The organism is Janibacter endophyticus, assembly GCF_016888335.1.
GTDB lineage: Bacteria > Actinomycetota > Actinomycetes > Actinomycetales > Dermatophilaceae > Marihabitans > Marihabitans endophyticum.
On the sequence record NZ_JAFEJG010000004.1, the window covers coordinates 540,849 to 567,462 of the forward strand.

General features: G+C 73.1%; 27 protein-coding genes. 21 read left to right on the top strand and 6 right to left on the bottom strand.

The genetic code is table 11. The annotated features are described in order from the left end of the window. Positions 1-14 precede the first annotated feature (14 nt). The 3 genes from JNO54_RS02625 to JNO54_RS02635 all read left to right on the top strand — a co-directional run bounded on the left by JNO54_RS02625 (position 15) and on the right by JNO54_RS02635 (position 6,146). A complete protein-coding gene (locus JNO54_RS02625; protein WP_204142487.1) occupies positions 15-3,878 on the top strand; it encodes a Pls/PosA family non-ribosomal peptide synthetase in 3,864 nt (1,287 codons plus the stop codon). Then, complete coding sequence (locus tag JNO54_RS02630) at positions 3,875-5,197, top strand: M1 family metallopeptidase (protein ID WP_307818028.1); 1,323 nt, start codon at positions 3,875-3,877, stop codon at positions 5,195-5,197. The genes JNO54_RS02625 and JNO54_RS02630 overlap by 4 nt, the downstream gene beginning before the upstream one ends. Before the next feature lie 136 nt (positions 5,198-5,333). Next, positions 5,334-6,146: a maleylpyruvate isomerase family mycothiol-dependent enzyme gene (locus JNO54_RS02635; RefSeq protein WP_204142488.1), complete on the top strand. Its 813-nt coding sequence runs from the start codon at positions 5,334-5,336 to the stop codon at positions 6,144-6,146. 103 nt (positions 6,147-6,249) lie between these two features. On the opposite strand, the gene JNO54_RS02640 is transcribed toward JNO54_RS02635, so the two are convergent. After that, positions 6,250-7,008: a sunset domain-containing protein gene (locus tag JNO54_RS02640; RefSeq protein ID WP_204142489.1), complete on the bottom strand. Its 759-nt coding sequence runs from the start codon at positions 7,006-7,008 to the stop codon at positions 6,250-6,252. A gap of 85 nt (positions 7,009-7,093) precedes the next feature. Then, positions 7,094-7,642: an NYN domain-containing protein gene (locus JNO54_RS02645; protein WP_204142490.1), complete on the bottom strand. Its 549-nt coding sequence runs from the start codon at positions 7,640-7,642 to the stop codon at positions 7,094-7,096. 106 nt (positions 7,643-7,748) lie between these two features. On the opposite strand from JNO54_RS02645, the gene JNO54_RS02650 reads away from it, so the two are divergent. From JNO54_RS02650 to JNO54_RS02695, 10 genes are read left to right on the top strand one after another with little or no spacing between them, the layout of a single operon-like run. Then, complete coding sequence (locus tag JNO54_RS02650; protein ID WP_204142491.1) at positions 7,749-8,321, top strand: DUF2238 domain-containing protein; 573 nt, start codon at positions 7,749-7,751, stop codon at positions 8,319-8,321. After that, positions 8,318-9,061, top strand: a complete 744-nt coding sequence (locus JNO54_RS02655) for a glycosyltransferase family 2 protein (RefSeq protein ID WP_204142492.1) — start codon at positions 8,318-8,320, stop codon at positions 9,059-9,061. The genes JNO54_RS02650 and JNO54_RS02655 overlap by 4 nt, the downstream gene beginning before the upstream one ends. Continuing rightward, positions 9,058-10,122, top strand: coding sequence for a polyprenyl synthetase family protein (locus JNO54_RS02660; protein ID WP_204142493.1), 1,065 nt, complete (start codon positions 9,058-9,060; stop codon positions 10,120-10,122). The genes JNO54_RS02655 and JNO54_RS02660 overlap by 4 nt, the downstream gene beginning before the upstream one ends. Further along, a complete protein-coding gene (locus tag JNO54_RS02665) occupies positions 10,119-11,636 on the top strand; it encodes a phytoene desaturase family protein (RefSeq protein WP_204142494.1) in 1,518 nt (505 codons plus the stop codon). Before JNO54_RS02660 ends, JNO54_RS02665 begins: the two co-directional genes overlap by 4 nt. Further along, positions 11,633-12,538 (top strand): phytoene/squalene synthase family protein, encoded by a 906-nt coding sequence (locus JNO54_RS02670; RefSeq protein ID WP_307818029.1) that lies wholly within the window; start codon positions 11,633-11,635, stop codon positions 12,536-12,538. The genes JNO54_RS02665 and JNO54_RS02670 overlap by 4 nt, the downstream gene beginning before the upstream one ends. Further along, a complete protein-coding gene (locus tag JNO54_RS02675) occupies positions 12,538-12,864 on the top strand; it encodes a lycopene cyclase domain-containing protein (protein ID WP_204142495.1) in 327 nt (108 codons plus the stop codon). Before JNO54_RS02670 ends, JNO54_RS02675 begins: the two co-directional genes overlap by 1 nt. Beyond that, the gene (locus JNO54_RS02680) at positions 12,861-13,187 is read left to right on the top strand and encodes a lycopene cyclase domain-containing protein (RefSeq protein ID WP_204142496.1); all 327 of its coding nucleotides are present in this window, start codon (positions 12,861-12,863) and stop codon (positions 13,185-13,187) included. Before JNO54_RS02675 ends, JNO54_RS02680 begins: the two co-directional genes overlap by 4 nt. Further along, entirely contained in the window at positions 13,184-14,050 is an 867-nt protein-coding gene (locus tag JNO54_RS02685; RefSeq protein ID WP_204142497.1) for a prenyltransferase, read from the top strand. The genes JNO54_RS02680 and JNO54_RS02685 overlap by 4 nt, the downstream gene beginning before the upstream one ends. Continuing rightward, entirely contained in the window at positions 14,047-14,643 is a 597-nt protein-coding gene (idi, locus tag JNO54_RS02690; protein WP_307818030.1) for an isopentenyl-diphosphate Delta-isomerase, read from the top strand. Before JNO54_RS02685 ends, idi begins: the two co-directional genes overlap by 4 nt. 42 nt (positions 14,644-14,685) lie before the next feature. Continuing rightward, positions 14,686-17,007, top strand: a complete 2,322-nt coding sequence (locus tag JNO54_RS02695) for an excinuclease ABC subunit UvrA (protein ID WP_204142499.1) — start codon at positions 14,686-14,688, stop codon at positions 17,005-17,007. A 137-nt stretch (positions 17,008-17,144) separates the two neighbouring features. Here JNO54_RS02695 and JNO54_RS02700 read toward each other — a convergent pair whose 3' ends face one another. Further along, positions 17,145-18,152, bottom strand: coding sequence for an NADP-dependent oxidoreductase (locus tag JNO54_RS02700; RefSeq protein ID WP_204142500.1), 1,008 nt, complete (start codon positions 18,150-18,152; stop codon positions 17,145-17,147). A 247-nt stretch (positions 18,153-18,399) separates the two neighbouring features. Here JNO54_RS02700 and JNO54_RS02705 point away from each other — a divergent pair, with 247 nt between their 5' ends. The 3 genes from JNO54_RS02705 (at position 18,400) to JNO54_RS02715 (ending at position 20,090) form a co-directional block, all read left to right on the top strand. Then, positions 18,400-18,669, top strand: a complete 270-nt coding sequence (locus JNO54_RS02705; protein WP_233703158.1) for a GlsB/YeaQ/YmgE family stress response membrane protein — start codon at positions 18,400-18,402, stop codon at positions 18,667-18,669. A gap of 74 nt (positions 18,670-18,743) precedes the next feature. Beyond that, a complete protein-coding gene (locus JNO54_RS14345; RefSeq protein ID WP_233703159.1) occupies positions 18,744-18,884 on the top strand; it encodes a helix-turn-helix domain-containing protein in 141 nt (46 codons plus the stop codon). Between the two features lie 90 nt (positions 18,885-18,974). After that, entirely contained in the window at positions 18,975-20,090 is a 1,116-nt protein-coding gene (locus tag JNO54_RS02715; protein WP_204142502.1) for an NYN domain-containing protein, read from the top strand. A 47-nt stretch (positions 20,091-20,137) separates the two neighbouring features. On the opposite strand, the gene JNO54_RS02720 is transcribed toward JNO54_RS02715, so the two are convergent. Continuing rightward, on the bottom strand, positions 20,138-20,884 hold the full coding sequence (locus tag JNO54_RS02720; protein WP_204142503.1) for an SDR family oxidoreductase: 747 nt from the start codon (positions 20,882-20,884) through the stop codon (positions 20,138-20,140). Between the two features lie 25 nt (positions 20,885-20,909). Next, the gene (locus JNO54_RS02725) at positions 20,910-21,614 is read right to left on the bottom strand and encodes a M50 family metallopeptidase (protein ID WP_204142504.1); all 705 of its coding nucleotides are present in this window, start codon (positions 21,612-21,614) and stop codon (positions 20,910-20,912) included. Positions 21,615-21,685: 71 nt separating this feature from the next. On the opposite strand from JNO54_RS02725, the gene JNO54_RS02730 reads away from it, so the two are divergent. Further along, the gene (locus JNO54_RS02730) at positions 21,686-22,660 is read left to right on the top strand and encodes a DUF2804 domain-containing protein (RefSeq protein ID WP_204142505.1); all 975 of its coding nucleotides are present in this window, start codon (positions 21,686-21,688) and stop codon (positions 22,658-22,660) included. Between the two features lie 64 nt (positions 22,661-22,724). Further along, positions 22,725-23,078 (top strand): arsenate reductase (glutaredoxin), encoded by a 354-nt coding sequence (gene arsC / locus JNO54_RS02735; RefSeq protein ID WP_204142506.1) that lies wholly within the window; start codon positions 22,725-22,727, stop codon positions 23,076-23,078. A gap of 83 nt (positions 23,079-23,161) precedes the next feature. On the opposite strand, the gene yaaA is transcribed toward arsC, so the two are convergent. Beyond that, a complete protein-coding gene (yaaA, locus tag JNO54_RS02740; RefSeq protein ID WP_204142507.1) occupies positions 23,162-23,944 on the bottom strand; it encodes a peroxide stress protein YaaA in 783 nt (260 codons plus the stop codon). A gap of 177 nt (positions 23,945-24,121) precedes the next feature. Here yaaA and JNO54_RS02745 point away from each other — a divergent pair, with 177 nt between their 5' ends. From JNO54_RS02745 to JNO54_RS02755, 3 genes are read left to right on the top strand one after another with little or no spacing between them, the layout of a single operon-like run. Then, positions 24,122-24,337 (top strand): hypothetical protein, encoded by a 216-nt coding sequence (locus JNO54_RS02745; protein WP_204142508.1) that lies wholly within the window; start codon positions 24,122-24,124, stop codon positions 24,335-24,337. Beyond that, positions 24,334-25,272, top strand: a complete 939-nt coding sequence (locus JNO54_RS02750; RefSeq protein WP_307818031.1) for an exodeoxyribonuclease III — start codon at positions 24,334-24,336, stop codon at positions 25,270-25,272. The genes JNO54_RS02745 and JNO54_RS02750 overlap by 4 nt, the downstream gene beginning before the upstream one ends. Next, positions 25,269-26,399, top strand: a complete 1,131-nt coding sequence (locus tag JNO54_RS02755) for an NADH:flavin oxidoreductase/NADH oxidase (protein ID WP_233703160.1) — start codon at positions 25,269-25,271, stop codon at positions 26,397-26,399. The genes JNO54_RS02750 and JNO54_RS02755 overlap by 4 nt, the downstream gene beginning before the upstream one ends. Positions 26,400-26,614 lie beyond the last annotated feature (215 nt).

A 26,614-nucleotide genomic window follows, 5' to 3' on the forward strand; every position in this document is an offset into this window, starting at 1 on the left:
CACAATCCAATCCCGTGACCACTGGCCTGCTCCCGGAGCTCACCCTCGGGGGTGAGGCGCCGCCCCCGCGGAGCCTCGTCGAGATCTTCCGGGCCACGGTCGCCGCGCACCCCGAGGCGACCGCGGTCGACAGCTCGGTCGAGACGATGACCTACGCCGAGCTGCTCGAGGCGGCCGAGGCGCTCGCCGGACAGCTCGCCGACCTCGGCATCGGCCCGGGTGACAAGGTCGGCGTCCGGATCAGCTCGGGCACCCTCGACCTCTACGTCGCGATCCTCGGCACCCTCGTCGCCGGCGCCGCCTACGTCCCCGTCGACGCCGACGACCCCGAGGAGCGGGCCCGCGTCGTCTTCGGCGAGGCCGCCGTCGCTGCCGCGATCACCGGCGAGCTCGACATCACCCGCTTCGAGGACGTCGAGGTCAGCGGCCGTGCGGGGGAGGACCCCGACCCCGCCGACGACGCGTGGGTGATCTTCACGTCCGGCTCCACCGGCACACCGAAGGGAGTTGCCGTCACCCATCGCAGCGCGGCCGCCTTCGTCGACGCAGAGTCGCGGATCTTCCTGCAGGACAAGCCGATCGGCCCGCGCGACCGGGTCATGGCCGGGCTGTCGGTGGCCTTCGACGCGAGCTGCGAGGAGATCTGGCTCGCCCTCGCCCACGGCGCCTGCCTCGTGCCTGCACCGCGCAGCCTCGTGCGCTCCGGCGTCGACGTCGGCCCGTGGCTCACCGCCAACCAGGTGAGCATCGTCTCGACCGTCCCCACCCTCGTCGCGCTCTGGCCGCCGGCCGCGCTCGAGCGGGTGCGCCTGCTCATCCTCGGCGGCGAGGCGTTCCCGCCCGAGCTCGTCACCCGGCTCCAGGCCCCCGGCCGCGAGGTGTGGAACACCTACGGCCCCACGGAGGCCACCGTCGTCGCGTGCGCCGCGATGGTCACCGGCGAGCTGCCCGTGCGGATCGGCCTGCCGCTCACCGGCTGGGACCTGGCCGTCGTCGACGGCGAAGGGCGACCGGTCGCCGTCGAGGAGTCCGGCGAGCTGATCATCGGCGGGGTCGGCCTGGCCCGCTACCTCGACCCGGCCAAGGACGCCGAGAAGTACGCGCCCATGCCCAGCCTCGGGTGGGAGCGCGCCTACCGGTCCGGCGACATCGTCGTCAACGACCCCGAGGGGCTGCTCTTCGGCGGGCGCGCCGACGACCAGGTGAAGATCGGCGGCCGCCGCATCGAGCTCGGCGAGCTCGACGACCAGCTCCTCCGGCTGCCCGGCGTCGTCGGTGCCGCGGCCGCCGTCCGGGCCACCGCCGCAGGCAACACGCTCCTCGTGGGCTACCTCACCGTCGACGACACCTACGACCACGCCGTCGCCCGGCCGCTGCTCGAGGAGCGCCTGCCCGCCGCCCTCGTCCCGCGACTCGCGGTCGTCGACACCCTCCCCACGAAGACCTCCGGCAAGGTCGACCGCGACGCCCTGCCCTGGCCGCTGCCCCGCACGACCGCCACCGGGGCGCAGACCTTCCACGGCACCCAGGCCTGGCTCGCCGGCATCTGGCGCGACGTCCTCGCCGCCGAGCCGACCTCGCCGCGCGACGACTTCTTCGACTTCGGCGGCGGCTCGCTCACCGCGGCCCAGGTCGTCAGCCGGCTGCGCGAGCGCCACCCCGAGGTCGTCGTCGGTGACCTCTACGCCCACCCCGGCCTCGGCGACCTCGCGAGCGTCCTCGACGAGATGGGCTCCGGCCCGGTCCAGAGCGACCGCGAGGTCCGACCCATCCCGACGAAGACCCAGCGTGGGCAGCTCGCCGCGGCGATCCCCCTTCGCGCCCTCGGGTCGCTGCGCTGGCTGGCCTGGATCATGCTCGGCTCCACCCTCGTCGCCGCCGCGGTCTCCTCCCTCGGCTGGCTGCCGAGCTACCCGTGGTGGGTCCTGCTCGTCACCACCATCGTCGGCATCGCCCCGCCCGGCCGGATGCTGCTCGCCGTCGGCCTGATCCGGTTCGTCATGCGCGGCATCCACCCCGGCAGCTACCCCCGCGGCGGCAAGGTCCACCTCCGGCTGTGGCTTGCCGGCCGGGTCCAGGACGAGCTCGCCGCGTCGTCGCTGGCCGGGGCGCCCTTCTTCCGGTGGTACGCGCAGGGACTGGGGGCCGAGATCGCGAAGGGGGTGGACCTGCACAGCCTCCCGCCGGTCACCGGCCTCCTCCGGGTCGGTGCGGGGGCGGCGATCGAGCCCGAGGTCGACCTGTCGGGCCACTGGATCGACGGCGACCGGGTGCACATCGGCGAGGTCCGGGTCCGCGCGCGGGCTCGCGTCGGCACCCGCAGCATGCTCGGACCCGGCGCCGACGTCGGCAAGGACGCGCAGGTCGCCCCCGGCTCCTACGTCGCCACCCGGGTGCCCGACGGCGAGGCATGGTCCGGCGCCCCCGCCCGCCGCACCGGCAAGGCCCGCGGCGCCTGGTCGGCGGAGGACCCGCCCCGCGCGCCCGGCTACCTCGTCGGCTACGGACTCGCCTCGGCCGTGCTCGCCTCGCTGCCCGGCGTCGCCGGTCTCGCCGGGGGAGCGGTCCTCCTCGCCGCCGGCCGCGACGCCATCTCGCTCGGCGACCTCGCGCTGCGCGTCCTGCCGTGGCTGGCCGTCGCGGCGCTCGTCGGCTACGCCACCCTCGCCCTGCTCGTCCTCGCGATCGTCCGGGCCTGCGCGCTCGTCATCGCCCCGGGCCACTACCCCGTGCGCTCCCTGCGCGGCATGGCGATCTGGACGACCGCGCGCGTCATGGACGAGGCCCGCACCTGGCTCTTCCCCATGTACTCCGGCGCGATCACGACGCTCTGGCTGCGGCTGCTCGGCGCCCGGATCGGCACCGGGGTCGAGGCCTCGACCGTGCTCATGATCCCGAGCCTCACGACGGTCAACGACCACGCCTTCCTCGCCGACGACACCCTCATCGGCGGCTACGAGCTCGACGGCGGCTGGATCCGCGTCGAGCGGGTCAAGATCGGCAAGCGCGCCTTCGTCGGCAACTCCGGCATGGCCGCCCCCGGCCGCCGCGTCCCCAAGGCCTCCCTCGTCGCCGTCCTCTCCGCCGCCCCGCGGCGCCAGGAGGTCTCGCGCGGGACCTCCTACATCGGCAGCCCGCCGTCGCCCCTTCGCCGGACCACGGACGAGGGCGACACCTCGCGCACCTACGACCCGCCGACCCGGCTCAAGGTGCTCCGCGGCGTCGTCGAGACCGCCCGCGTCCTCACGATGGTCTGCCAGGTCGCGCTCGTCGTCGGGGTGGCGCTCGCGCTGCTCGCCCTGCTCCAGGTCCACTGGCTGCTCGCGCTCGTCCTCGCCGGGCCCGTCCTGCTCGCCGCCGGCGTCGTCGCGGCGACAACCGCCGTGCTCACCAAGTGGCTCCTCGTCGGGCGGCACCGCGCCGGCGAGCACCCGCTGTGGAGCTCCTTCGTGTGGCGCAACGAGCTCGCCGACACCTTCCTCGAGATGCTCGCCGCGTCCTGGTTCGTGCCGTCGGCCCTCGGCACCCCCGTGCTCACCGTGTGGCTGCGCGCTCTCGGCGCCCGGATCGGCCGGGGCGTGTGGTGCGAGTCGTACTGGCTGCCCGAGCCCGACCTCGTCGAGCTGCAGGACGGTGCGACGATCAACCCCGGCTGCGTCGTCCAGACCCACCTCTTCCACGACCGCGTCCTGTCGATGGGCTCCGTCGTCGTCCGCGAAGGGGGCACCCTCGGACCGAACTCGGTGATCCTCCCGGCGGCTACCATCGGCCGGCACGCGACCACCGGCCCGGTCTCCCTCGTCATGCGTGGCGAAGGGGTACCCAGTCGGACCCGGTGGATCGGCAACCCCATCGGTCCCTGGGAGGACGAGCAGTGATCGGTCGCACCACGAGCGGTGACGGGCACGACTACGTCCCGGGGCACGGCGACGAGAGCTTCGCCGTGCAGGCGTACGACCTCGAGCTGGTCTACACCCCCGACGGCAACCGGCTCGAAGGGGTCGCGACGCTCACCTGCGAGGCGCTCGAGGAGTCCACGACGCTGACCCTCGACCTCGCCCACCTCTCCGTCGCGAAGGTGAGCGTCGACGCCAGGGCCGCGAGGTACAGCCACCGCCTCGGACGGCTCGAGGTCACCCTCCCCTCGCCCCTCGACGTCGGTGAGGTCTGCACCGTCCGGATCAAGTACGGCGGCAAGCCGAAGCCGCTGCGGATGCGTCACCACGGCGAGGCCGGGTGGGAGGAGCTCGACAACGGGGTGCTCGTCGCCGCACAGCCGCACGGTGCGCCGACCTGGTACCCGTGCAACGACCGTCCCTCGGACAAGGCGACCTATCACGTCATCGTGTCGGTGCCGAACGACTACCTCGTCGCCTTCTCCGGCGAGGAGACGAGCCGCCGCCGCGGCGGCAGCGCGACGACCTGGGCCTTCGAGCAGCCGGTGCCGATCCCGCCCTACCTCGCGACCCTGCAGGTGGGGCCGTACACCGAGCGGGCGCAGGACGCGTCGGTGCCGATGCGGCTCGTGGCGCCCACCGACGCGTACGGCGAGGGCAGCGAGGCGGCCTTCGGGCCGCAGCCGGAGATGCTCGCCCTCTACGAGGAGAAGTTCGGGCCGTACCCCTTCGCCTCGTACACCGCGGTGATCACCGACGACGACCTCGAGATCCCGCTCGAGTCGGCGGGGCTGTCCACCTTCGGGCGCAACTTCTGCTCCGGCGACTGGGAGCACCGGCGCCTCGTCGCGCACGAGCTCTCGCACCAGTGGTTCGGCAACGCGGTGACCTGCCGCGACTGGTCGGGGATCTGGCTGCACGAGGGCTTCGCCTGCTACGCCGAGTGGCTGTGGTCGGAGGAGATCGGGGAGCGGACCGCGGACGCGTGGGCGCGCCACCACCACAAGCGGCTGTCCGGGCTCGACCAGGACGACCTCGTGCTGTCGGACCCCGGTCCGGAGCTGATGTTCGACGACCGGGTCTACAAGCGGGGGGCATTGACGGTGCACGCGCTGCGGCTCACCGTCGGGGACGACACCTTCTTCGAGATCCTGCGGACCTGGGTCGCCGAGCACGCCGGCGGGACGGTCGACACCGAGATGTTCCTCGAGCACTGCGAGCGGGTCGCCGGGCAGGACGTCCGGCCGGTGCTCGGGCCGTGGCTCGACGAGCTGCCGCTCCCGGACCTTCCCGCCGCCTGACCCATAGGGGGTTCGGGTGCGTCCTGCGGCGCGCCGGCTGCTGCGGGAGGGCAGGGAGCCTGCCGCGCAGACCCGTCCGGTCGACCCGCGGCGCCCTCGAGGAGCACCACGTGCCCGGCAACCGTAGCCTGGCCCCATGGCGAGCGCTCATGACCTGGTGGCCCTCTGGGACGAGACCTCGCGGGCGACGCTCGCACTCGTCGAGGAGCTGACCGACGAGGACCTGCAGCGGCCCACCGAGCTGCCCGGGTGGAGCGTCGGCGACGTCGTCGCCCACCTCGCGCACCTCGAGAGCGTGGCCGCCGGCCTCCCTCAGCCCGAAGGGGGGAGCCTGAGTCTCCCCACGGGTCCCGACGCCCCGCCGGTGACCATCAACGACGTCGTGGACGTCGGGGTGCAGGCCCGCCGCGGCCGGACGCGGGACGAGCTCGTCGACGAGCTGACCCGTGCCTGCGAGGCCCGCCGCGCGATGCTCGCGGACGTCGACGTCGCCGACCCCGCGACCGCGGCGCCGGGGGCCTTCGCCGCAATCGGCTGGCCGCTGAAGACCGTCCTGCGCAACCGCCCCTTCGACCTGTGGGTCCACGAGCAGGACATCCGTCGGGCGACCGGGCGACCCACGCAGACCGAGAGCGCGGGGGCCGCGCACGCGGCGGCGACCTTCGAGCGGGCCTTCCCCGTCGCGCTGAAGCGGCTCCCGCCGCACACCTCCGTCGTCCTCGAGGTCACCGGCCCGCAGGGCCGCACCCTGGCCGCCGAGGTCGGTGACGACGGGCGGGCGGTGCCGGTCGCGCCCCCGGCGGCGCCCTCCCTTCGCCTCGCCATGGACGACGCGACCTGGCTCATGCTCGGCGCCGGCCGGCCCGACCCGGCGCAGACCGACGTCGAGATCACCGGCGACGCCGAGGCCGCCGCCCAGGTCCTGCGCCACCTGGCCGTCACGCCCTGACGCACCCCGACAGACATCGCACGAGCCAAGGCTCCTACCCACGAAACGGGGTAGGAGCCTTGGCTCGTGCGATGCGGAGGGGGTGAAGGGGGGAGTGTCTCCCTCAGCCGGCGTGGTCGAAGCCCGCCCGCTCGGCCGACCGGTCGTCGAGGAACCACACGTGCGGGTCGACGCCGTCGTAGCCGTCCTCGCCCTGGACGAGGTAGGTCTTCGTGTCCTCCCACGCCTTGACGGAGTGGTCGAGCGGCATCGCGCCGTCCTCGATCGGGGCGGCCGAGCCGACGCCGTAACCGCCGTCGCGGATCTCCTCGACGGAGGAGAGCCGCCGCCCGTCGACGCCCTGCTCGTCGGAGCCGGCCGCGGAGTCTGCGACGTCGTCCTCGGTGAGCTTGCCGTCCTCGGCGGTCCAGTCGCCCGCCTGGCGGAACTCCTCGCCCTTCGACAGGTCGTGCTGCTCCGGGTCGTGCTCGGCCGCGAAGGCCTCCTCGCGCGCCCGCTTCTCCTCGTCGGTCTCGACGCGGGGGTCGTCCTCGTCGTCGTCCCGGTCCGCCACGGACGAAGGGGGAGCGTCGGCGTCGCCGGCCACGTCCCCTTCGCCGTCGGCCGGGTCGCCCGCCCGGCTGTCGGCCGGGGTGTCGTCACGGTCCTCGTCGTCGCCGCCCGCGTCCGCGCGCGAGGTGGGGACGTCGTCGTCGCGCTCGGCGCGACGCTCCTCCTCGATGCCCTTGAGGCGCTCCTCGACCTCCTCCTGGGGGTCGACCGACTGGTCGTCATCGGTGCGCATCCCGTCGTCGTACCGCTCCTGCGTGCTGGCGGCGGTGGCTCCGGTCCTGGTGACGTCCTGCTCGTCGTGCTCGGTCATGCCGTGCTCCTCAGCGATGGGGTGGTGTCCCTCACACGCTAGCCAGCCAGGTCCCTGACATGGGCGGATATGGCAGGACCTGCCCTCAGATGAACTCGGCCGGGTCGAACTCGTCGATCGGGATGATCCGCACCCGCGGGAGCCTCGAGGTGAAGGCGCCCACCTCGTGCTCGAGGTCGAGCAGCTCGATCCCGGGGATCGCGCGCAGGTCCCCGGCCATGAACTCGGTGAAGCCCACGACCCCGAGCCTCCGGTGCCCGTCCGCGAGCTCGGTCATCGCCGGCGCGAAGTCGCTGTCGTGGCTGACGAGCAGGACGTCCGCCGGGCGTCGGACGAGCGCCCGGGCGGTCCGGTCGATGGCGATGTCCACGACCTTGCCGGGACCGCTCAGCGGGACCGGTGTGTACCCCATCGCGATGAGCGCCTGGACGAACCCGAGCGGCAGCTCGTCGTTGACCGCGAGGAAGAAGAGGGCCTTGACGTCCTGGTCCCAGCGGTCCTCGGCGTGCTCGAGGAGACGCTGCCAGCGGGGCCGCTCCTCGGGCTGGGGACGGCGTCCGAGCACCGAGGTGCCGAGCGTCGCGTCGATGTTCTCACCGTCGACGAGCAGGTAGGTGGTGCGGGCAGCGGCCATGGCCAGACCCTAGCGACCGAGGTGCCCGGGCAGGCGACCTTGGACACCTGTGCCACACCCTGAACAAGATGTGGACGCCGAGGGGGCGAGATGGTCAGATAAGGGCATGACTGCCCTCGACCTCGACGCTCCTCCGGGCGCCGGGTCCTGGGAGGAGCGTCAGCGGCGCTGGTGGTCGGGCGATGTGGTCCGGGCCGCCGCCTTCGTCAGCGTGCCCCTCGCCTGGTGGCAGGCGGGGCCCGCCGCGGGGGCCTGCCTCTTCCTCGTCGCCGGAGGGGTCATGGCGGTACGCCTCATCGACCTGCCGACCCCCACCGACGTCCTGGCCCAGCTCGTCTTCCTCGCCGTCGCGTGGGCGGCGGTCCTCGACGCGTACGAGCACATCACCTGGCTGGACCTGCCGGCGCACCTTCTCGGGACCGCGGTGGCGACCTTCGTCGTGTGGCGCGGTCTACGGCTGCAGGGCGAAGGGGTGGGCCGGGTCGTCCTGCTGCTCGGGGTGGCCGCCCTGCTCAGCGTGCTCTGGGAGGCCGGGGAGTGGCTCGGCCACGGCTATGTCAGCCAGGAGATCCAGGTCGGCTACGACGACACCGTCGGCGACCTGCTCTGGGGCACCGCCGGCGGGCTGCTCGTCGCGGCCCTGCCCTCCCGTCCGAGCGGGGCTCGAGGCGCCGCATGACCGCTGCAGTCTCCGTCGTCATCCCCTGCCTCGACGACGCCCCCGCCCTCGCTGTCTGCCTGGAGCACCTCGACCGGCAGACCCGACCCCCCGCGGAGGTCGTGGTCGTCGACAACGGCAGCAGCCCCGACCCCCGGCTCCAGCAGCTGAGCGCCGGGCACCCCTACGCCGTCCGCGTCGTCCACGAGCCCGTCCGGGGTGCCGGGGCCGCCGCGGCCCGCGGCTACGACGAGGCGAAGGGGGAGATCCTCGCCCGTTGCGATGCGGACAGCCGCCCGGCTGCGGGCTGGATCGAGGCGATCGCGTCGGCCTTCGCCCGGGACGACGGGCTCGACGCCGTCACCGGGCCGGTGGACTTCCACGACCTGAGCGGCTGGCAGGGGATGCTCGGCCGCGCCTTCTACCGGGCGGGCCTCAGTATCGGGATGCACCTCGCCATCGCCACGACCCCGTTGTGGGGCTCCAACCTCGCCCTGCGTGCCACCGCCTGGGAGCGGGCCCGCCGTCTCGTCCACCGTGACGACCCGAGGGTGCACGACGACCTCGACCTGTCCTTCGCGCTCGGGCCGGACGCGCGCGTGCGGCGACTCGCAGGGATGCGCGTCAGCGCGGAGGCGCGGATCTACGACAGCCGGGCCGCGCTGAGCGAGCGGGTCGCCCGCGCGATGCACACGTGCCGACGCGGGTGGGAGCACCAGAGTGCCGGGCTCCGGTGGGTCGAGCGGGTGCGAGCACGATGAGCACGGCGCAGAGCGACTACCTCGACGCGGTCCTCGAGCGGGTCGACGCGGTGATCCTCGACGACGCCCGCCTCGTCGAGCCGGAGGCGGACCCGCAACCCGACCTGCCCCTCGACCCGGACCCCTTCGTCCTCGTGCGCGAGCACGTCCGCTCCGGGGGGAAACGGTTTCGTCCGATCCTCGCCCTGTGGGGCTGGGTGTACGGCGGGGGTGACGCGAGCACGCCGACCGAGGACCTCGTCACCCTCGGCGCGGCTCTCGAGCTGCTGCACACCTTCGCGCTCGTGCACGACGACGTCATGGACGAGGCCGCGGTGCGGCGGGGTGGCCCGACGATCCACGTGACGATGGCCGACCAGCACCGCGGCGCCGACGGCGTCGGCCGCCCGGAACGGTTCGGCGAGAGCATGGCGACGCTCGTCGGTGACCTCGCCGCCGCCCAGGCATACCGCCTCGGAGCCACCCTCCCGGCGCCGGTGCTCGCCGACTGGCACGCCATGGTCGTCGAGCTCGTCGTCGGCCAGGCCCGTGAGGTCGTGGGGACAGCCACCGCTCGGCGCTCCCTCGCGCACACCCGGCAGGTCGCCATGCTCAAGTCCGGCCGCTACTCGATCCAGCGCCCCCTGGAGCTCGGCGCCCGGCTCGCCGGCGCGGACGAGGCGCGGATGAGCGAGCTGACGGCCTACGGCCAGCACCTCGGCGAGGCCTTCGCGATGCGCGACGACGTCCTCGGGGTCTGGGGCAGCCAGTCGCACACCGGCAAACCCGTCGGTCACGACCTGCGCGACGGCAAGGCGACGGTGCTCCTGGCCCTCGTCCAGGATCTCCTGCCGCCGGCGGCGCAGGAGATCCTCAGCCACGCTGTCGCCGGTCCGCTCGACACCTCGGAGGTCACCTTGCTCACCCACGCCCTTGAGACCGTCGGTGCCCGCGACCGCGCCGAGGCGCACATCGAGGCGCAGCTCACCCTCGCCCTGGCGGCGCTCGACGGCACCGCTCCTGCCGCGGCCGTCGAGGCCCTCACCGAGATGGCCCACCGCGTCACCCGGCGGCAGTCATGAGCGCCCGGGCGGTCGTCGTCGGGGCCGGGCTCGCCGGGCTCGCGGCGGCGGCGCACCTGCGCGGCGCGGGACACGAGGTGACGATCCTCGAGCGCGACCCGGAGCCGGGCGGCCGGGCACGTGTCCTGCACCGGGGCGGGCACACCTTCGACACCGGGCCGACCGTGCTCACCATGCCCTCGCTCGTCGACGACGCGATGCGCGCCGTCGGGGCCCGGCTCGAGGACCACCTCGACCTGCAGCGGCTCGACCCCGCCTACCGGGCGACCTTCGCCGACGGCAGCGTCATCGAGGTCCGCGCCGAGCACGACGACATGATCGAGGAGATCCGCCGCACCTGCGGCGACCACGACGCTCAGGCCTTCGCCGAGCTCGTCACCTGGCTCGGCCGTCTCTACGACGCCGAGATGCCGCACTTCATCGACCGCAACCTCGACTCGCCGCTCGACCTGGTGACCCGCCCGCGCGCCGGCCTCGAGCTGCTCCGGCTGGGCGCGTGGCGCCGGCTCGGCCCGTCGATGGGACGGCGCTTCGAGGACGACCGGCTGCAGCGGCTGCTCACCTTCCAGGCGATGTATGCCGGTCTGCCCCCGCGTGAGGCGCTGGCGATCTACGCGGTCATCACCTACATGGACACGGTCGAAGGCGTGTACTTCCCCGCCGGCGGCATGGGTGCGCTGGCCCGGGGGCTCGCCGACGCGGTGACTGCTGCGGGTGTCGAGCTGGTCACCGACGCCGAGGCGAGCGCCATCGTGCAGGGCGGTGACGGCTCGGTCGCCGGGGTCCAGCTCACCTCGGGCGAGATCGTCGCGGCCGACGTCGTCGTCGCCACCCTCGACCTGCCCGTCCTCTACCGCGAGCTCCTGCCCCACCTCTCGGTCCCGCGCTCGCTGCGCTCGCCCGCCCTGTCGCCCTCCGCCGTCGTCTGGCACGTCGGGACGAAGGGGGAGCTGCCGGCCGGCACCGCCCACCACAACATCCACTTCGGCCGGGCCTGGGACGACTCCTTCGACGCGCTCATCCACCGCCACGAGCTCATGCCCGACCCGTCCCGGCTCGTCTCGGTACCCTCGCTGACCGACCCGTCGCTGGCCCCCGACGGGTCGAGCACCCTCTACGTCCTCGAACCCGTGCCGCACAACGGATCCGGCATCGACTGGGACGCCGAGGAAGGACCGATGCGCGAGCGGCTGCTCACCTTCCTCGAGGACGCCGGGTACCCCCGCGACATCACCGTCGAGCACATGGACACCCCGCGCGAGTGGGCGGCCCGAGGGATGGCCGGCGGGACCCCCTTCGCCCTGGCCCACACCTTCGGGCAGACCGGACCCTTCCGCCCGGCCAACCACGAGCCGCGCGTCCCCGGACTCTTCTTCGCCGGGTCCTCCACGACCCCCGGCGTCGGCGTGCCGATGGTCCTCGTCAGCGGGCGGCTCGCCGCCGAGCGGGTCGCCGACCACCTCGCCGGAGGGCGCCGACGACGCGTCCGCCGACGACGGAGGAGCGACGCGTGACGATCACGGACCCCCTTCTCGCAGAGGGCTACCGGCGAGCCGCGATCATCACCCGCGAGCGCGCGACGACGTACTACTGGGGTGCCCGGCTGCTGCCCATCGAGCAGCGCCGCCATGTCCACGCCATCTACGCGCTGTGCCGCATCGCCGACGACATCGTCGACGACGAGGGCGCCACGCAGCCGCAGGCGGTCGCCGCCACCGCGGCCCGGCTCACCCGGTTCGAGGAGGACTTCCGCCGGGCTCGGTCCAGCCCCCACCCCGACCCGGTCCTGCGCGCCGCCGCCCGCAGCGCCGCGGAGTGCGACATCGACCAGGGCTGCTTCGACCGCTTCTTCACGGCGATGCGCAGCGACCTCACGACCACCCGCTACGAGACCTGGGCGGACCTGCTCGGCTACATGGACGGCTCGGCCGCGGTCATCGGAGAGATGATGCTGCCCGTGCTGCGACCCACCGACCCCGCCGCGGCGCTCCAGCCGGCGCGGGCACTGGGCGACGCCTTCCAGCTGACGAACTTCCTGCGAGACATCGTCGAGGACCACCAGCGCGGCCGTGCGTACGTCCCTCAGGAGGACCTCGCCCGCCACGGCATCGATCTTGACCACTACGTCCGCACCCGGCACGTCGACGACCGCTGGCGCGCCTTCATGGCCGAGCAGGTCGACCGCAACCGCGCCCTCTACGACGAGGCCGACCCCGGGCTCGCCCTGCTGCCCGGTGCCGCCGGCCGGTGCGTGCGCACCGCCCGCGACCTCTACGCCGGCATCCTCGACCGCATCGAGCTGGCCGGCTACGACGTCCTGACCCAGCGCGTGCGCGTCCCCACCCGGACCAAGGTGGCGCTCGCGGCCCGCCGGACGGTCCCCCGTCGTCGTCCACCCCACGCGGTGGCCCGCTGATGCACCTCGCGTACCTCGCGGCCCTCGTCCTGTCCATCCTCGGTACCGCGCTCATCGACCACCGATGGCGGCTGTTCGTCTTTGCGCGGCCACGCGCGGGGATGGCCGTGCTCGCCGTCGGCGTGCTCTTCTTCACGCTCTGGGACGCCCTGGCGATCGCGCTCGGCATCTTCTTCCGGGGTGACAGCCCCTACCTCAGCGGGGTCATGGTCGGACCGGAGTTCCCCGTCGAGGAGCTCTTCTTCCTCACCCTGCTCTGCTGGTCGGCGATGGTCGCGTGGACCGGGGCGCATCGCTGGCTGGGGGCGACGGGGGAGCAGCCGTGACCTTCGTCCTCGTCAACGCGCTCTTCCTCGGGGTGGCCCTCGCCGTCGCCCTGGTGGCCCACAGGAGGGTGCCGCCGGCCGCCGGGTCGCGGCGGGTCGCCCCCTTCGTCGTCGCCTTCCTCGCCATGGCGGCGCTGACGACCGTCTTCGACAACCTCATGATCGCGGCGGACCTCTTCGACTACGGGCGCGAGCACCGGCTAGGCATCCTCGTCGGGCAGGCCCCGATCGAGGACTACGCCTACCCGCTCGGCGCGCTCGTGCTGCTGCCCGCGGTGTGGCGGCTGCTCACCGCGGACCGACCCGGGCGGGACGAGCGATGAGCCTCTCCGTGCGCGACCTCGTGCTCGCCTCCCGGCCGGTCAGCTGGGTCAACACGGCCTACCCCTTCGCGGCCGCCTACCTCCTCGCGACCCGCACGGTCGACGCCCGGCTGATCGTCGGCACCCTCTTCTTCCTCGTCCCCTACAACCTGCTGATGTACGGGGTCAACGACGTCTTCGACCACGAGTCCGACCTCGCCAACCCGCGCAAGGGCGGCGCCGAGGGGGGCCTCGTCGACCCAGGCGCGCTGCGCAGTCTGCTCCTGGCGAGCCTGGCCCTCCCAGTCCCCCTCGTCGTCTGGCTGCTCGCGCAGGGGTCGGCGGCGGCGGGTGTCGTCCTCGTCCTGTGCCTCGCGGCGGTGCTCGGCTACTCGGTGCCCGGGCTGCGGCTCAAGGAGCGGCCGGTGCTCGACTCGATGACCTCGAGCGCGCACTTCGTCGGCCCGGCGGTCTACGGGCTCGTGCTCGCGGACATCGCTGTGCCGCAGCGGATCTGGCCGATCGTCGCGGCCTTCTTCGCCTGGGGGATGGCCAGCCACGCCTTTGGCGCGGTGCAGGACGTGCTGCCCGACCGGGCCGGCGGGATCCGCTCGATCGCCACCCAGCTCGGGGCACGGCGCGTGGTGCGGCTGGCCACGCTCGCCTACCTCGTGTCGTCCGTGCTGCTGCTCCTCGGTCCCTGGCCGGCCCCGCTCGCCGCCCTGCTCCCGCTGCCCTACGCCTGGCTCGTCTGGCGGCACCGCGACGTCACGGACGAGACCTCCGCGACGACGAACCGCGGCTGGCGGCACTTCCTCGGGCTCAACTACCTCACCGGGTTCCTCGTCACCCAGCTGCTCATCGCGGCGGTGATGTGGTGGTGAGCACGCAGGTCGGGACGGTCGAGGAGGTCGTGCTGCTGTCCGCGGGCGGCGAGGCGGTGGGGCGCGTGCCCAAGGCCGGCGTGCACCACGGGGCGACGCCGCTGCACCTCGCGTTCTCCTGCCATGTCGTCGACACCGATGGACGGGTCCTGGTGACCCGGCGCGCCGCGAGCAAGGTCGCCTGGCCGCTGATCTGGACCAACGCGGTCTGCGGGCACCCGGCGCCGGGCGAGTCGCTCGAGGACGCGGTACGGCGCCGCGCGCTCGACGAGCTCGGCCTCGTCGTCCCGGGGGTGCGCCTCGTCCTGCCCCGCTTCGCCTACGCCGCGGTCAGCGCAGGCGTGCTCGAGCACGAGCTCTGCCCGGTGGTCGTGGCCGTCGTGCCGAGGGGGTCGTCCCTGACCCCGGCACCCGCGGAGGTCGCAGATCACCGCTGGCTGGCCTGGGCCGAGCTCAGCGCCTCGATCGACGCGGACCCGGCCGCCTGGTCACCGTGGATGCGCCTGCAGCTCGGGCTCCTCGAGGGCCCTCCCACGCACTGGCCCACGGCCGTCGACGACACCCTGCCGCACGCCCTTCGCCCCATCGGGTGACGCGGGGTTGGCGCGGGGGTCCCAGGCTGCTTTGATCCACGCATGACCTCACCGGCCGACGGCCACGACACGATCCGGGTACGCGGCGCCCGCGTCAACAACCTGCAGGGCGTCGACGTCGACATCCCGAAGCGGAGGCTCACCGTCTTCACCGGCGTCTCCGGGTCCGGCAAGAGCAGCCTGGTCTTCGGGACGATCGCGGCCGAGAGCCAACGGCTGCTCAACGAGACGTACTCGACCTTCCTCCAGTCCTTCATGGCGACGCCGGCGCGGCCCGAGGTCGACGAGCTGGCGAACGTCACCTCGGCGATCGTCGTCGACCAGGAGCGGATGACGCCCAACGTGCGCTCGACCGTCGGCACGGTCACCGACGCCTACGCGCTGCTGCGCCTGCTGTGGTCGCGCCGCTCCAGGCCGTACGTCGGGTCCTCGCAGGCCTTTGCCTTCAACATCGCCTCCGCGCAGGGCTCGGGGGTTCTCCGGGTTGCGGGCGGCAAGGCCGAGAAGAAGACGTTCGAGGTCATCGGCGGGATGTGCCCGGGGTGCGAAGGGAGAGGGCGCACCGCAGCCATCGACGTCGACGCCGTCGTCGACAGGAGCAAGAGCCTCAATGACGGGGCGATCCTCGCCCCGGGGTACGGCGTCGGCACCTGGATGTGGCGCACCTACGCCGAGCTCGAGCACCTCGACCCGGACAAGCCGCTGCGCGACTACTCCGAGGAGGAGTGGACCTGGCTCTGGGAGCAGGAGCCGACGAAGGTGAAGTTCGCGGGGATGAACTCGACCTACCAGGGCCTCGTCCACCGGATCCGCGCCAACTACGTCGAGAAGGACTCCAAGCAGGCGCACATCACCGCCTTCCGCGACAAGATCGCGACCTTCGCCGACTGCCCCGAGTGCGGCGGCACCCGGCTCAACGAGGCCGCGCGGTCCGCCACCGTCGCGGGCCGGACCCTGCCCGAGGTCTCGGCGATGCAGGTCTCCGACCTGCTCGCGTGGGTCCAGGACCTTGACGAGCCGTCGGTCGGGCCGCTGCTCACGGGGCTCACCGAGATGCTCCAGGGCTTCGTCGACATCGGCCTCGGCTACCTCTCGCTCGACCGCGAGTCCGGCACGCTCTCGGGCGGTGAGGCCCAGCGGGTCAAGATGATCCGCCACCTCGGCTCGGCCCTGACAGACGTCACCTACGTCTTCGACGAGCCGACGGTCGGCCTGCACCCGCACGACATCGCGAAGATGAACGACCTGCTCCAGCAGCTGCGCGACAAGGGCAACACCGTGCTCGTCGTCGAGCACAAGCCCGAAGTCATGGCGATCGCCGACCACATCATCGACCTCGGTCCTGGCGCGGGCACCGACGGCGGGCGCGTGACCTACGAGGGTGACCTGGGTGGTCTGCGCGCCTCCGGCACGGTGACCGGGCGATACCTCGACACGAAGATCGGCCTGCGCGACTCCCTTCGGCGGCCGACGGGTGCGATCGAGATCCGGGGGGCGTCGACGCACAACCTCCGCGACGTCGACGTCGACCTCCCCACGGGGGTGCTCACCGTCATCACCGGCGTCGCGGGGTCGGGCAAGTCCTCGCTCGTCCACGGCTCGCTCGTCGGCCGCGACGACGTGCTCGTCGTCGACCAGTCCGCGATCAAGGGCTCACGCCGCTCCAACCCCGCGACGTACTCCGGGCTGCTCGACCCGATCCGGACCGCCTTCGCCAAGGCCAACGGGGTCAAGCCCGCGCTCTTCTCCGCGAACTCCGAGGGCGCCTGCCCGGCGTGCAGCGGCTACGGCGTCATCTACACCGACCTCGCCGTGATGGCGGGCGTGACGATCCCGTGCGAGGAGTGCGAGGGTCGCCGTTTCAGGCCCGAGGTGCTCGAGCACACGCTCCACGGGCTCGCGATCGACGAGGTGCTCCGCCTCTCGATCGCCCAGGCCGCAGAGGTCTTCACGACCGGCAAGCCGAAGCAGATCCTCGCCCGGCTCCTCGACGTCGGCCTCGGCTACATCACCCTCGGCCAGCCGCTCACGACCCTCTCCGGCGGCGAGCGCCAGCGGCTCAAGCTCGCCTCGCAGATGGGCGGCGAGGGCACGACGATCGTCCTCGATGAGCCGACCTCCGGTCTGCACCTCGCCGACACCGAGATGCTGCTGACGATGCTCCACCGGCTCGTTGACCAGGGGCACTCGCTCATCGTCATCGAGCACAACCTCACGGTCATGGCGCAGGCCGACCGGATCATCGACATCGGCCCGGGCGCCGGGCACGACGGTGGCCGGGTGGTCTTCGAGGGCACCCCTGCCGAGATGGTGGCGACGGGGCAGACCCTCACCGCCGAGGCCCTGCGCACCTGGGTCTCCTGACCCGCTCCCCCCTGATCCGCACGAGCCAAGGCTCGTGTCCCCCGAATTCGCACGAGCCAAGGCTCGTACCGCGTCACGGCGGTACGAGCCTTGGCTCGTGCGAAGGGCGGGGGGGGGTGGGTGGGTGGTGGGTCGGGTCAGAGGCGGACGATCATCTTGCCGGTGTTCGCGCCGGCAAGCAGGTCGATGAAGGCCTGCGGCGCCGCGTCGAGCCCCTCGCGCACCGTCTCGTCGGAGGTCAGCCGCCCCTCGGCCAGCCACCCGGCGGCCCGCTCGCGGTACTCGGCCGCGAGGTCGGGGTACTGCCCGACGATGAAACCGCGCAGGGTGAGTCCCTTGCCGATCGCCTGGAAGAGGTTGCGCGGACCAGGGGTCGCCTCGGTCGCGTTGTACTGCGAGATCGCCCCGCACATCGCCACCCGGCCGTGCAGCCGCAGCGCCGAGATCGCGGCCTCGAGGTGTTCGCCGCCGACGTTGTCGAAGTACACGTCGATACCCTCCGGTGCCGCCGCCTGCAGGCTCTCGCGCACCGGCCCGTCCTTGTAGACGAAGGCGTCGTCGTAGCCGAGCTCGAGCACGCGGGCGACCTTGTCGGCCGTCCCCGCCGAGCCGATGACCCTCGACGCACCGAGCGCCTTGGCGACCTGCCCCGCGATCTGGCCCACCGCGCCGGCCGCCCCGGAGACGAAGACGACATCCCCTTCGCGCATCTCGGCGACTGCTGTCAGGCCGACGTACGCGGTGACCCCCGGCATCCCGAGGACCCCGAGGTAGGCGGAGTCGGACACGCTCGAGATGTCGACGACCGTCACCCGCGACGCCGGCAGCACCGCGTGCTCGCGCCAACCGAGCCCGTGCAGGACACGGTCGCCGACGGCCACGTCGGGGGAGCGGGAGGCGAGGACCTCGCCGACCGCACCGCCGTCGAGCGGTGCGTCGAGGGCGAAGGGGGCGACGTAGGACTTCACGTCGTTCATCCGTCCGCGCATGTAGGGGTCGACGGACATCACCGTGTTGCGCACGAGGATCTCGCCGTCGCCGAGCTCGGGCAGCTCGACCTCCTCGAGCCGGAAGTCGGCCGGCGTGGGGGCACCCTGCGGGCGGGCGGCGAGGGCGATGTGGCGGGTGCGGGTCGGCAGGCTCATGGGTCGACGATCCCATACCGTGCGCACGGGCCAAGGCTCGTACCTCGTCGAGGGGTACGAGCCTTGGCTCGTGCGAAGGGGGTGGGCGGGCGAGGTGGGGTGGGGTGAGGGAGGGTCGCGGGGTGGGGGCTGACACCCACCCTCGGTGGGGGTGACGTGCAGATCCGCCTCGCTGGCTGGAGTCACGCGAGCCGCCCGGCCTAGCGTCGGGTTCAGCAATCGACCTCGACCAACAGGAGTGATGACCATGATCAGCTGGGGAATCATCGGCTGGATCGTCCTGGGCGGCCTCGCCGGCTGGCTTGCGAGCAAGATCATGAACACCGACGAGCAGCAGGGCATCGTGCTCAACGTCGTCGTCGGCGTCGTGGGTGGCCTCATCGGCGGCTTCCTGCTCAGCGCGCTGGGCTTCGACGTCGAGGGTGCTGGAGTGATCTTCAGCTTCCTCACCGCGCTGCTCGGAGCGGTGATCCTGCTCTTCATCGTCACGTCGGTGACCGGTCGCCGCCGCGGCTGACGGTCGATTCGTGACGAGCGCCCCACGCACCCGCGTGGGGCGCTCGTGCGTCGGGCCCCGACGGACCAGCCAGAGTGGGCCTGAACGACGAGGCGAAGGGGGAGTGCCGGCATGAGCCTCTTCTGGCGGGGGCGAACCTCCTCGACAAGCTCGGCATGCGTGACCGGGTCGAGCTGACGCGTTACGCCATCCGGATCGGGCTCATCGAGGCCTGAGCCGGGTAGGAGCCTTGGCTCGTGCGAAGGGATTGGGCAGGAGCCTTGGCTCGTGCGAAGGGGTGGGGGCGGGGGTGGCAGGGTGGGCCCATGAGGTCCTACTGCGCGGTCCACGTCGACGTCGGCTACCTGCTCGCCTCGGCTGCGACCTACGTCACCGGCAGCTCGCTGCGCCGCGGCGTCACCGTCGAGTACCCGACGCTCATCGCCCGCCTCGTCGAGCAGGCCGAGACCTCCTCGGGGCTCCCGCTGCTGCGGGTGAACTGGTACGACTCGGGCGCGCGGCCGGGTGGTCAGCCGGACTTCCAGCAGGAGGAGATCGGCCTGCTGCCCGGGGTCAAGCTGCGCCTCGGTCGCCTGTCGTACTCCGGCGACCAGAAGGGCGTCGACATCCGGATCGGCCTGGACCTCGCGATCCAGGGGCGCAACCGGGTCGCCGACGTCGTCTACCTCGTCTCCGGCGACGACGACCTCACCGAGGCGGTCGAGGAGGCGCAGAGCCACGGCGTCCAGGTCATCCTCCTCGCCGTGCCCGACCACCAGGGCCGTCCGCACGGCGTCGCCAAGCACCTGCGCCGCGAGGTCGACGGCCTGCTGCTCATCGACGCCGAGACGATCGCGGCGACCGTCCGCTCGGTCGCGATCCCCGACGAGCTCATCCCGGAGGACCCCGACGCGGAGCCGACCGCGGAGCCGGGGGAGGACGAGGTCGCCTCTCCCACCGGCCCGCCGGCGGAGGAGCCCACTGTCGAGGCGAAGGGGGAGCAGCCCCCTTCGCCTTCCGTGCCGGCACCCCCGGCCGAACCCACCCCGGCCGCCGGGGCTCCCCCGACGCCCGGGCCCACCCCCTCGTCCGGGGCGCCGGCCGGACCCAGCCCGGCCGTCTTCGCCCGGCGGAAGGCGACCACTCTCGTGCTCCCCGGCGCCGACGTCATGGAGGAGGTGCCCTTCGACCCCGAGGTCGGGGTGACCGCCGACCTCGTCGACGGCGTCGCCAAGCAGCTCGTCGCGTCGTGGTGCGCCACGTCGACGCCGGCCCAGCTCGCCACCCTGCGCGACTCGCGGCCGGCGATCCCCGCCGAGCTCGACCGGGCGCTGCTCATGGACCTCGCCTCGCGCAGCCAGGGCGCGCACCTCTCCGACGAGGTGCGTCAGCACCTGCGCGACCGCTTCTGGGTGCACGTCAGCCGCGTCCGCATGGAGTGAGTTCTGCCGCGCGCAACACGATCACCGTGCCCGGTCGGTGCGCGTGCTCAGCTCGTACGGTGCACCTTGTGCGCGGCGGCCTGGGCGAGCGGGCGGACGGTCAGCTTGTCGATGTTGACGTGGTGCGGCAGGCCCGCGACCCACGAGACGCACTCGGCAATGTCCTCCTGGGTGAGCGGCTCCTCGACCCCGGCGTAGACGGCGTCGGCCTTGGCCTCGTCCCCGTCGAAGCGCACGAGCGCGAACTCGTCCGAGCGCACCATGCCCGGCGCGATGTCGCACACCCGCACCGGCTCGCCGTTGAGCTCGAGCCGCAGCGCGTCGCTCATCGCGCTCTCGGCGGCCTTGGCGCCGCAGTAGCCCGCACCGCCCTCGTAGGTGACCTGCCCGGCGACCGAGGTGATCGTGACGATCGTGCCGCGCCCCGCCCGCAGCGCCGGCAGCAACGCCTGGGTGACCGCCGCCGTCCCGAGGACGTTGGTCTCGTACATGTCCCGCCAGCGCTGCAGGTCCGAGGTCACCACCGGCTCGAGCCCGAAGGCGCCGCCCGCGTTGTTCACGAGCAGGGCCACCTCGGGGCCGGCCGCCTCCGCGAGGGCTGCGACGTCGTCCCCCTTCGTCACGTCGCAGGTCACCGCCCGGCCACCGATCTCGGCCGCGAGGGCCTCCACCCGATCGGTCCGGCGGGCCGCGACGACCACGTCGTAGCCGTCGGCCGCGAGCCGCTGCGCGCACGCCCTGCCGATCCCGCTGCTCGCCCCGGTCACGACCGCCACACCACGAGAGCTGCTCATGAGAGCGAGCCTACGACGGTGACGCTCAGCCCCAGGCGGCGATCAGCTCGCTCACGGCGAGCCACGTCGCCCCCGCGCACACCAGGACGAAGCTGCCCTGCCACAGCGCGCTCGGCAGCCCCGTGAGCCGGGCGAGCGCCCCCGCGTCGCTGCGCGGGTCCCGGCGGCCGAGGACCGCGCCGAGATGGCGCCACGCCCCGACGAGCAGGAGCAGCCCGACCCCCACGACGACGTGTTGCTGCACGCGGTCGTCGCGCCACCACCACATCGCCCCGGCGGCAGCGAGGGCCGCCAGGACGACTGCCAGGGTAAGCAGCGAGCGGACGTAGAGGAGCGCCACGAGCAGCACGAGGAGCGTGAGGGTGAGCAGGGGCGCAGCCCAACCCCGTGCACCGGCGAGCACGAGCAGCGCGCCGACGACCGCCGGCACGGGGTAGCCCGCCCACGTCGTCGCCACCATGCCCGGCCCCTTCGGCCGTCCGACGGTGACGGCGTGCCCCGACATGTCCCGCCGGAGGACGAAGCCGGTGAACCGTCGGCCCACCGCGACCCCGGCACCTGCGTGCCCGAGCTCGTGGACGAGCGTCACGGCGAGCCGCAGCACCCGCCACGCCGGAGCCCAGCCGACAGCCACGGCGGTGAGCGCGAGCACCACGAGCACCCCGGCGGGGGTGAGCAGCTCGGTCCGCCCCGCCGGGGACCACCGGATCACGACGTCGGAGAGGTCCATCGCCTGGACAGTAGGTGCTTGACCTGGGACCCGACCGCCGATCCGCCGGGCGACGTGCCACGATGCGGTCCATGCCTCTCGAGCGTGAGCTGACCGAGCCGGTCGACCTGGCCCGTGGCCGCCACCTCAATCGCGACGCCGTCGGCTGGTCACGCACGCCCGTGCACCGCACCGAGATCAGCGGCTGGGGGCGCACCAAGCGCTGGGAGTACTGGGGCATCGTCACCGACACCCACGTCGTCGGTCTCGTCGTCGCGAGCCTGGACTACCTCGCCACCGCCTCGGTCTACGTCCTCGACCGGGAGACCAAGGAGGAGTGGGTACGCGACGGCCTCTCCCCCTTCGCCCGACCCGAGCTGAGCGACGTCCCCGGCGACGGGTCCGCCCGCCTCTCCGCCGGCGGGGTGACCATCGAGATCACCGAGGGGGACGGGACCACCGCGATCAGCCTCGAGGCGAAGGGGGTCCGCCTCGCCGTCGACGTCGAGCGGGACGGCAGCGACTCGCTGAGCGTCGTCGTGCCGTGGAGCGAGCGGCTCTTCCAGATGACGACGAAGGACCTCGCCAACCGGGTGACCGGCACGCTCACCCTCGACGGCACCGAGCACGCCGTCGACGGCTGGGCGGTGCTCGACCGCGGTCGCGGCCGCTGGCCCTACCGGAACACGTGGAACTGGGGCGCCGGCAGCGGCGTCGTCCACGGGCAGCGCGTCGCGGTCCAGGTCGGTGGCCGGTGGACCGACGGCACCGGCTCGACGGAGAACGCCGTCTTCGTCGACGGGCGCGCGCACAAGATCAGCGAGGACCTCGAGTGGGCCTACGACCGCAAGGACTGGGGGGCGGGCTGGCGGGTGCTCGGCAAGGACGTGGCGCTGACCTTCCGCCCCTTCCACGTCCGGCACGCGGTGACCGAGGCGGGCGTGGTGGCCATCAAGACGCACCAGGCCTTCGGCCACTGGGGCGGGACGGTGATCCTCGAGGACGGCACGCCGCAGCAGATCCAGGGCCTCGTCGGGTGGGCCGAGGAGTGCCGCAACCGCTGGTGACCTCCCTCCTTCTTCGCACGAGCCAAGGCTCGTGCCGGCGGCGCGGGCGTGCGAGGGTTGGGTCATGGCTGACGTGACCCTGCTCCACAACCCGCGGTGCTCGACCTCGCGGCACGCCCTCGAGGTCATCGAGGGCACGGATGTCGCCGCGGACGTCGTGCAGTACCTCAAGAACCCGCTCGACGAGGCGGCCTTGCGCGACCTCATCGGCAAGCTCGAGGACCCGGTGACTGATCTCGTGCGCCGCGACCCCTACTTCAAGGATCAGGGGCTGACCGACGACGACGTGCAGACGGACGACCAGGTCGTCGCCGTGCTGCTCGAGCACCCGCGCCTGCTCCAGCGCCCCGTGATCATCCGGGGTGAGCGCGCCATCATCGGCCGCCCCAAGGACCGCGTCGCCGAGTTCGTCAGCTGACTACCGATGTCTGGCAATGTCTCGCGCATACGCTAGACATCGGGATAATCCACGATCGTCCCCCGCTCGAGCCAAGGCTCCTGTCAGCCGGGAGAGCGGCGGAAGACCGGCTCGTCCTGCGTCGAGAGCTCCGGCTGGTACCGGTAGCCCGCCCCGTCGAAGTCCTGCAGCGCCCGCACCGAGCGCACCCGGTGCTGCACCATCCACGCCGCCATCTCGCCGCGCGCCCGCTTGGCGTTGAAGGAGATGACCTTCCACGCACCTGACCTCGCCTTGTCCTCGAAGCGGGGGGAGACCATTCGGGCGTCGAGCTCGTCGAGGTCCACGGCGCCCGAGTACTCCTGCGAGGCGAGGTTGACGATCACCGCGGGGCCGGGCGACTCGGCGAGGTCGGCTGCGAGCTGCTCGGTGATCCGGTGGCCCCACCACGCGTAGAGGGAGTCGCCGCGGTCGGTCGCCAGGCGCGTGCCCATCTCGAGCCGGTAGGGCTGCATGAGGTCGAGCGGGCGCAGCACCCCGTAGAGCCCGGAGAGGATCCGGACCGTCTTCTGCGCCTCGGTGAGGTCGCGGGCGTCGAAGCGCTCGCGGGCGTCCATGCCCCGGTAGACGTCGCCGTCGAAGGTCCAGAGCGCGGGGCGAGCGTTCGTGAGGTCGAAGGGGGTGGAGAAGCTCTCGTAGCGCTCGGCGTTGAGCTCCCCGATCTCGGCCGAGACGTGCATGAGATCGCTGATCTCCTCCGGCGACTTCGTGCGCATCACCTCGACGAGCGTGGTGGCCTCGTCGAGCAGCCGCGGCTGCGTGTGCCTGCGCGAGGGCAGCTTCGAGTCGAGGTCGAGGGACTTCGCGGGGGAGAGCAGGGCGAGCACCCTCCGAAACTACCGGAGGTGCCGTGCGCTGCCGGGGTCAGTCGCCCGCGGTCGCGAACATCCAGCGTCCGTCTTCGGCGATCCCCACGCGGTAGCCGAGGTATCCCTCGGCCCGGCGCATCGTCTGCGCCACGGTGCGCGCGCTCGGGGAGCTCCTCGGCGCGCTGGAGCAGTGCGGTGACCTCGGTGCTGCTGCACGTCGCCGGGTCCCGCTCACCGGTGCCCGCGAACGTCGAGGGCGGGGTCGACCCTGTCGGCGTCGCGGAGGCGGGGGGCGCGCTCGTCCTCGAGACCGCCGTGGAGGTGACCGTGGGCCGGCTGCCGCTCGGACTGATGCCCCCTCAGACGCCGCTGCGCGGCGGTCGGTCCGGTGCGCGACAATCGACCAGGTGAGCTCCCCCCTGCGCATCGCCTCCTACAACGTCAACGGGATCCGGGCCGCCCACCGTCGCGGGTTCGGGTCGTGGATGGCCCGACGGGACCCCGACGTCGTCGCGCTCCAGGAGGTCCGGGCGCCCTCCGACCAGGTGCCCGCCGGCGTCTTCGAGCCGCTGCACGCCACTTACGAGCCCGGCCACATCCCCGGCCGCAACGGCGTCGCGATCCTCACCCGGGTCGCCCCCGCGGCGGTGCGCACGTGGGACGGCGAGGCGATCCACTACGCCCCCGGGCACGACCCGGTCCGCGTCCAGGCCCCCTTCGGCACGATGGCGCGCGGCATGTCGCGGTACGCGAGCGAGGGGCGCTACGTCGAGGTCGACCTCGCGGACGCCCCGCTGACCGTCGCCTCCCTCTACCTGCCGAAGGGGGGTCTGCCGGCCGAGCTGCAGAAGCCGGGCCGGATGCGGGAGGCCCCGGACGGCGGGGCGAAGTTCGCCCGCAAGATGCACTTCATGGACGCCTTCGCCCGGCAGGTCGCGCGCTCCCGCAAGGCCGCGCTCGCTGCCGGGCGGGAGTTCCTGCTCATGGGCGACCTCAACATCGCCCACCTCACCCACGACGTGCGCAACTGGCGCCGCTCGCACCAGGCCGAGGGGTTCCTGCCCGTCGAGCGGGAGTGGATCGACGCGCTCATCGGGCCGCGCACGCTCGTCGACGTCCTGCGCCGCCACGTCGGGGAGGTCGACGGCCCGTACTCGTGGTGGTCGTGGATGGGGCAGGCCTTCACCAACGACGTCGGCTGGCGCATCGACTACCACCTCGCGACCCCGCGGTTGGCCCGGTGCGCGGTGGAGGCAGGCGTGGACCGTGAGCCGTCGTACGAGGAGCGGGTGAGCGACCACGCCCCGGTCGTCGTCGACTACGACCTGGGAGGTCTGGCCCGATGAGAGCGTCACGGATGAGCACCCCGGCCGGCCCCACCCCTTCGCCCCGGCTCTTCGAGCCGATCACCCTGCGTGGCCTGACCGTCCGCAACCGCGTCTGGCTCGCGCCGATGTGCCAGTACTCGTGCGAGGCACGCGACGGCGTGCCGACCGACTGGCACCTCGTCCACCTCGGAGCGCGGGCGCAGGGCGGCTTCGGCCTGCTCCTCTCCGAGGCCGTCGCCGTCGAGCCGGAGGGCCGGATCAGCCCGCAGGACGCGGGGATCTGGAGCGACGAGCAGGGCGCCGCGTGGCGACCTGTCGTCGACTTCGTCCACAGCCAGGGCGCGGCGATCGGGGCGCAGCTGGCGCACGCCGGCCGCAAGGCCTCGACCTACCGCCCCTTCGCCGGTGAGCCGACCGGCTCGGTCCCCGTTGCCGACGGCGGCTGGCGGACGATCGGCCCGACGGACGCCCCCTTCGAGGGGCTCGCTGCCCCGGTCGCGATGACCGAGGCTGATATCGCCCGGGTGGTGCGGTCCTTCGCCGACGCGGCCCGGCGGGCGCACGAGGCCGGCTTCGACACCGTCGAGATCCACGGGGCGCACGGGTACCTCATCCACGAGTTCCTCTCGCCGTTGAGCAACACCCGCACCGATGGTTACGGCGGCTCGCTCGAAGGTCGCGCCCGGCTGCTCCTCGAGATCGTCGACGCCGTGCGTGCGGTGTGGCCCGACGACCGGCCCGTGCTGCTGCGGCTCTCCGCGACCGACTGGGTCGAGGGCGGCTGGGACGCGGAGCAGACCGCGACCGTCTCGCGATGGGCGTGCGAGCGGGGCGTCGACCTCGTCGACATCTCCAGCGGCGGCAACGTCATCGCCGACATCCCCCTCGGCCCCGGCTACCAGGTGCCGCTCGCGGAGCAGGTCCGGTCGACGGCCGGGGTCGTCACGGGCGCCGTCGGGCTCATCACCGAGCCCGACCAGGCCGAGGCGATCCTGCGTGACGGTCACGCCGACGTCGTCCTCCTCGCCCGGGCGGCGCTGCGCGAGCCGGCGTGGCCGCAACGCGCGGCGGCCGAGCTCGGGGTCCCGTGGCGCGAGGCGCCCTACCCGCCGCAGTACACCCGGGGTGCCTGGCCGAAGGGGTAGCCCACCCTCCCCTTCGCCGAGCGCGATCGGGCCCTGGTTTCGTGACCTGCGACCCTCGCGGCCTCCCTGCGGACACCCTGGCCGCGGCCGCACGCCTGGACCGAGCGCACCGAGGACAGCGGCTGGACGCGTCACTACCTCTACCTCGACCAGCCGGGTGCCGGGGTCGCGCTCTTCACGAGCGGAGCCGCGCTCGCCTCGACCGTCGCGCTCGT

Coding starts and splice junctions, on each gene's coding strand:
- JNO54_RS02635 (WP_204142488.1), top strand. CDS start 5,334: ATGGCGAGCGCTCATGACCTGGTGGCCCTCTGGGACGAGACCTCGCGG.
- JNO54_RS02640 (WP_204142489.1), bottom strand. CDS start 7,008: ATGACCGAGCACGACGAGCAGGACGTCACCAGGACCGGAGCCACCGCC.
- JNO54_RS02645 (WP_204142490.1), bottom strand. CDS start 7,642: ATGGCCGCTGCCCGCACCACCTACCTGCTCGTCGACGGTGAGAACATC.
- JNO54_RS02650 (WP_204142491.1), top strand. CDS start 7,749: ATGACTGCCCTCGACCTCGACGCTCCTCCGGGCGCCGGGTCCTGGGAG.
- JNO54_RS02655 (WP_204142492.1), top strand. CDS start 8,318: ATGACCGCTGCAGTCTCCGTCGTCATCCCCTGCCTCGACGACGCCCCC.
- JNO54_RS02660 (WP_204142493.1), top strand. CDS start 9,058: ATGAGCACGGCGCAGAGCGACTACCTCGACGCGGTCCTCGAGCGGGTC.
- JNO54_RS02665 (WP_204142494.1), top strand. CDS start 10,119: ATGAGCGCCCGGGCGGTCGTCGTCGGGGCCGGGCTCGCCGGGCTCGCG.
- JNO54_RS02675 (WP_204142495.1), top strand. CDS start 12,538: ATGCACCTCGCGTACCTCGCGGCCCTCGTCCTGTCCATCCTCGGTACC.
- JNO54_RS02685 (WP_204142497.1), top strand. CDS start 13,184: ATGAGCCTCTCCGTGCGCGACCTCGTGCTCGCCTCCCGGCCGGTCAGC.
- JNO54_RS02695 (WP_204142499.1), top strand. CDS start 14,686: ATGACCTCACCGGCCGACGGCCACGACACGATCCGGGTACGCGGCGCC.
- JNO54_RS02700 (WP_204142500.1), bottom strand. CDS start 18,152: ATGAGCCTGCCGACCCGCACCCGCCACATCGCCCTCGCCGCCCGCCCG.
- JNO54_RS02705 (WP_233703158.1), top strand. CDS start 18,400: ATGATCAGCTGGGGAATCATCGGCTGGATCGTCCTGGGCGGCCTCGCC.
- JNO54_RS02715 (WP_204142502.1), top strand. CDS start 18,975: ATGAGGTCCTACTGCGCGGTCCACGTCGACGTCGGCTACCTGCTCGCC.
- JNO54_RS02720 (WP_204142503.1), bottom strand. CDS start 20,884: ATGAGCAGCTCTCGTGGTGTGGCGGTCGTGACCGGGGCGAGCAGCGGG.
- JNO54_RS02725 (WP_204142504.1), bottom strand. CDS start 21,614: ATGGACCTCTCCGACGTCGTGATCCGGTGGTCCCCGGCGGGGCGGACC.
- JNO54_RS02730 (WP_204142505.1), top strand. CDS start 21,686: ATGCCTCTCGAGCGTGAGCTGACCGAGCCGGTCGACCTGGCCCGTGGC.
- arsC (WP_204142506.1), top strand. CDS start 22,725: ATGGCTGACGTGACCCTGCTCCACAACCCGCGGTGCTCGACCTCGCGG.
- JNO54_RS02755 (WP_233703160.1), top strand. CDS start 25,269: ATGAGAGCGTCACGGATGAGCACCCCGGCCGGCCCCACCCCTTCGCCC.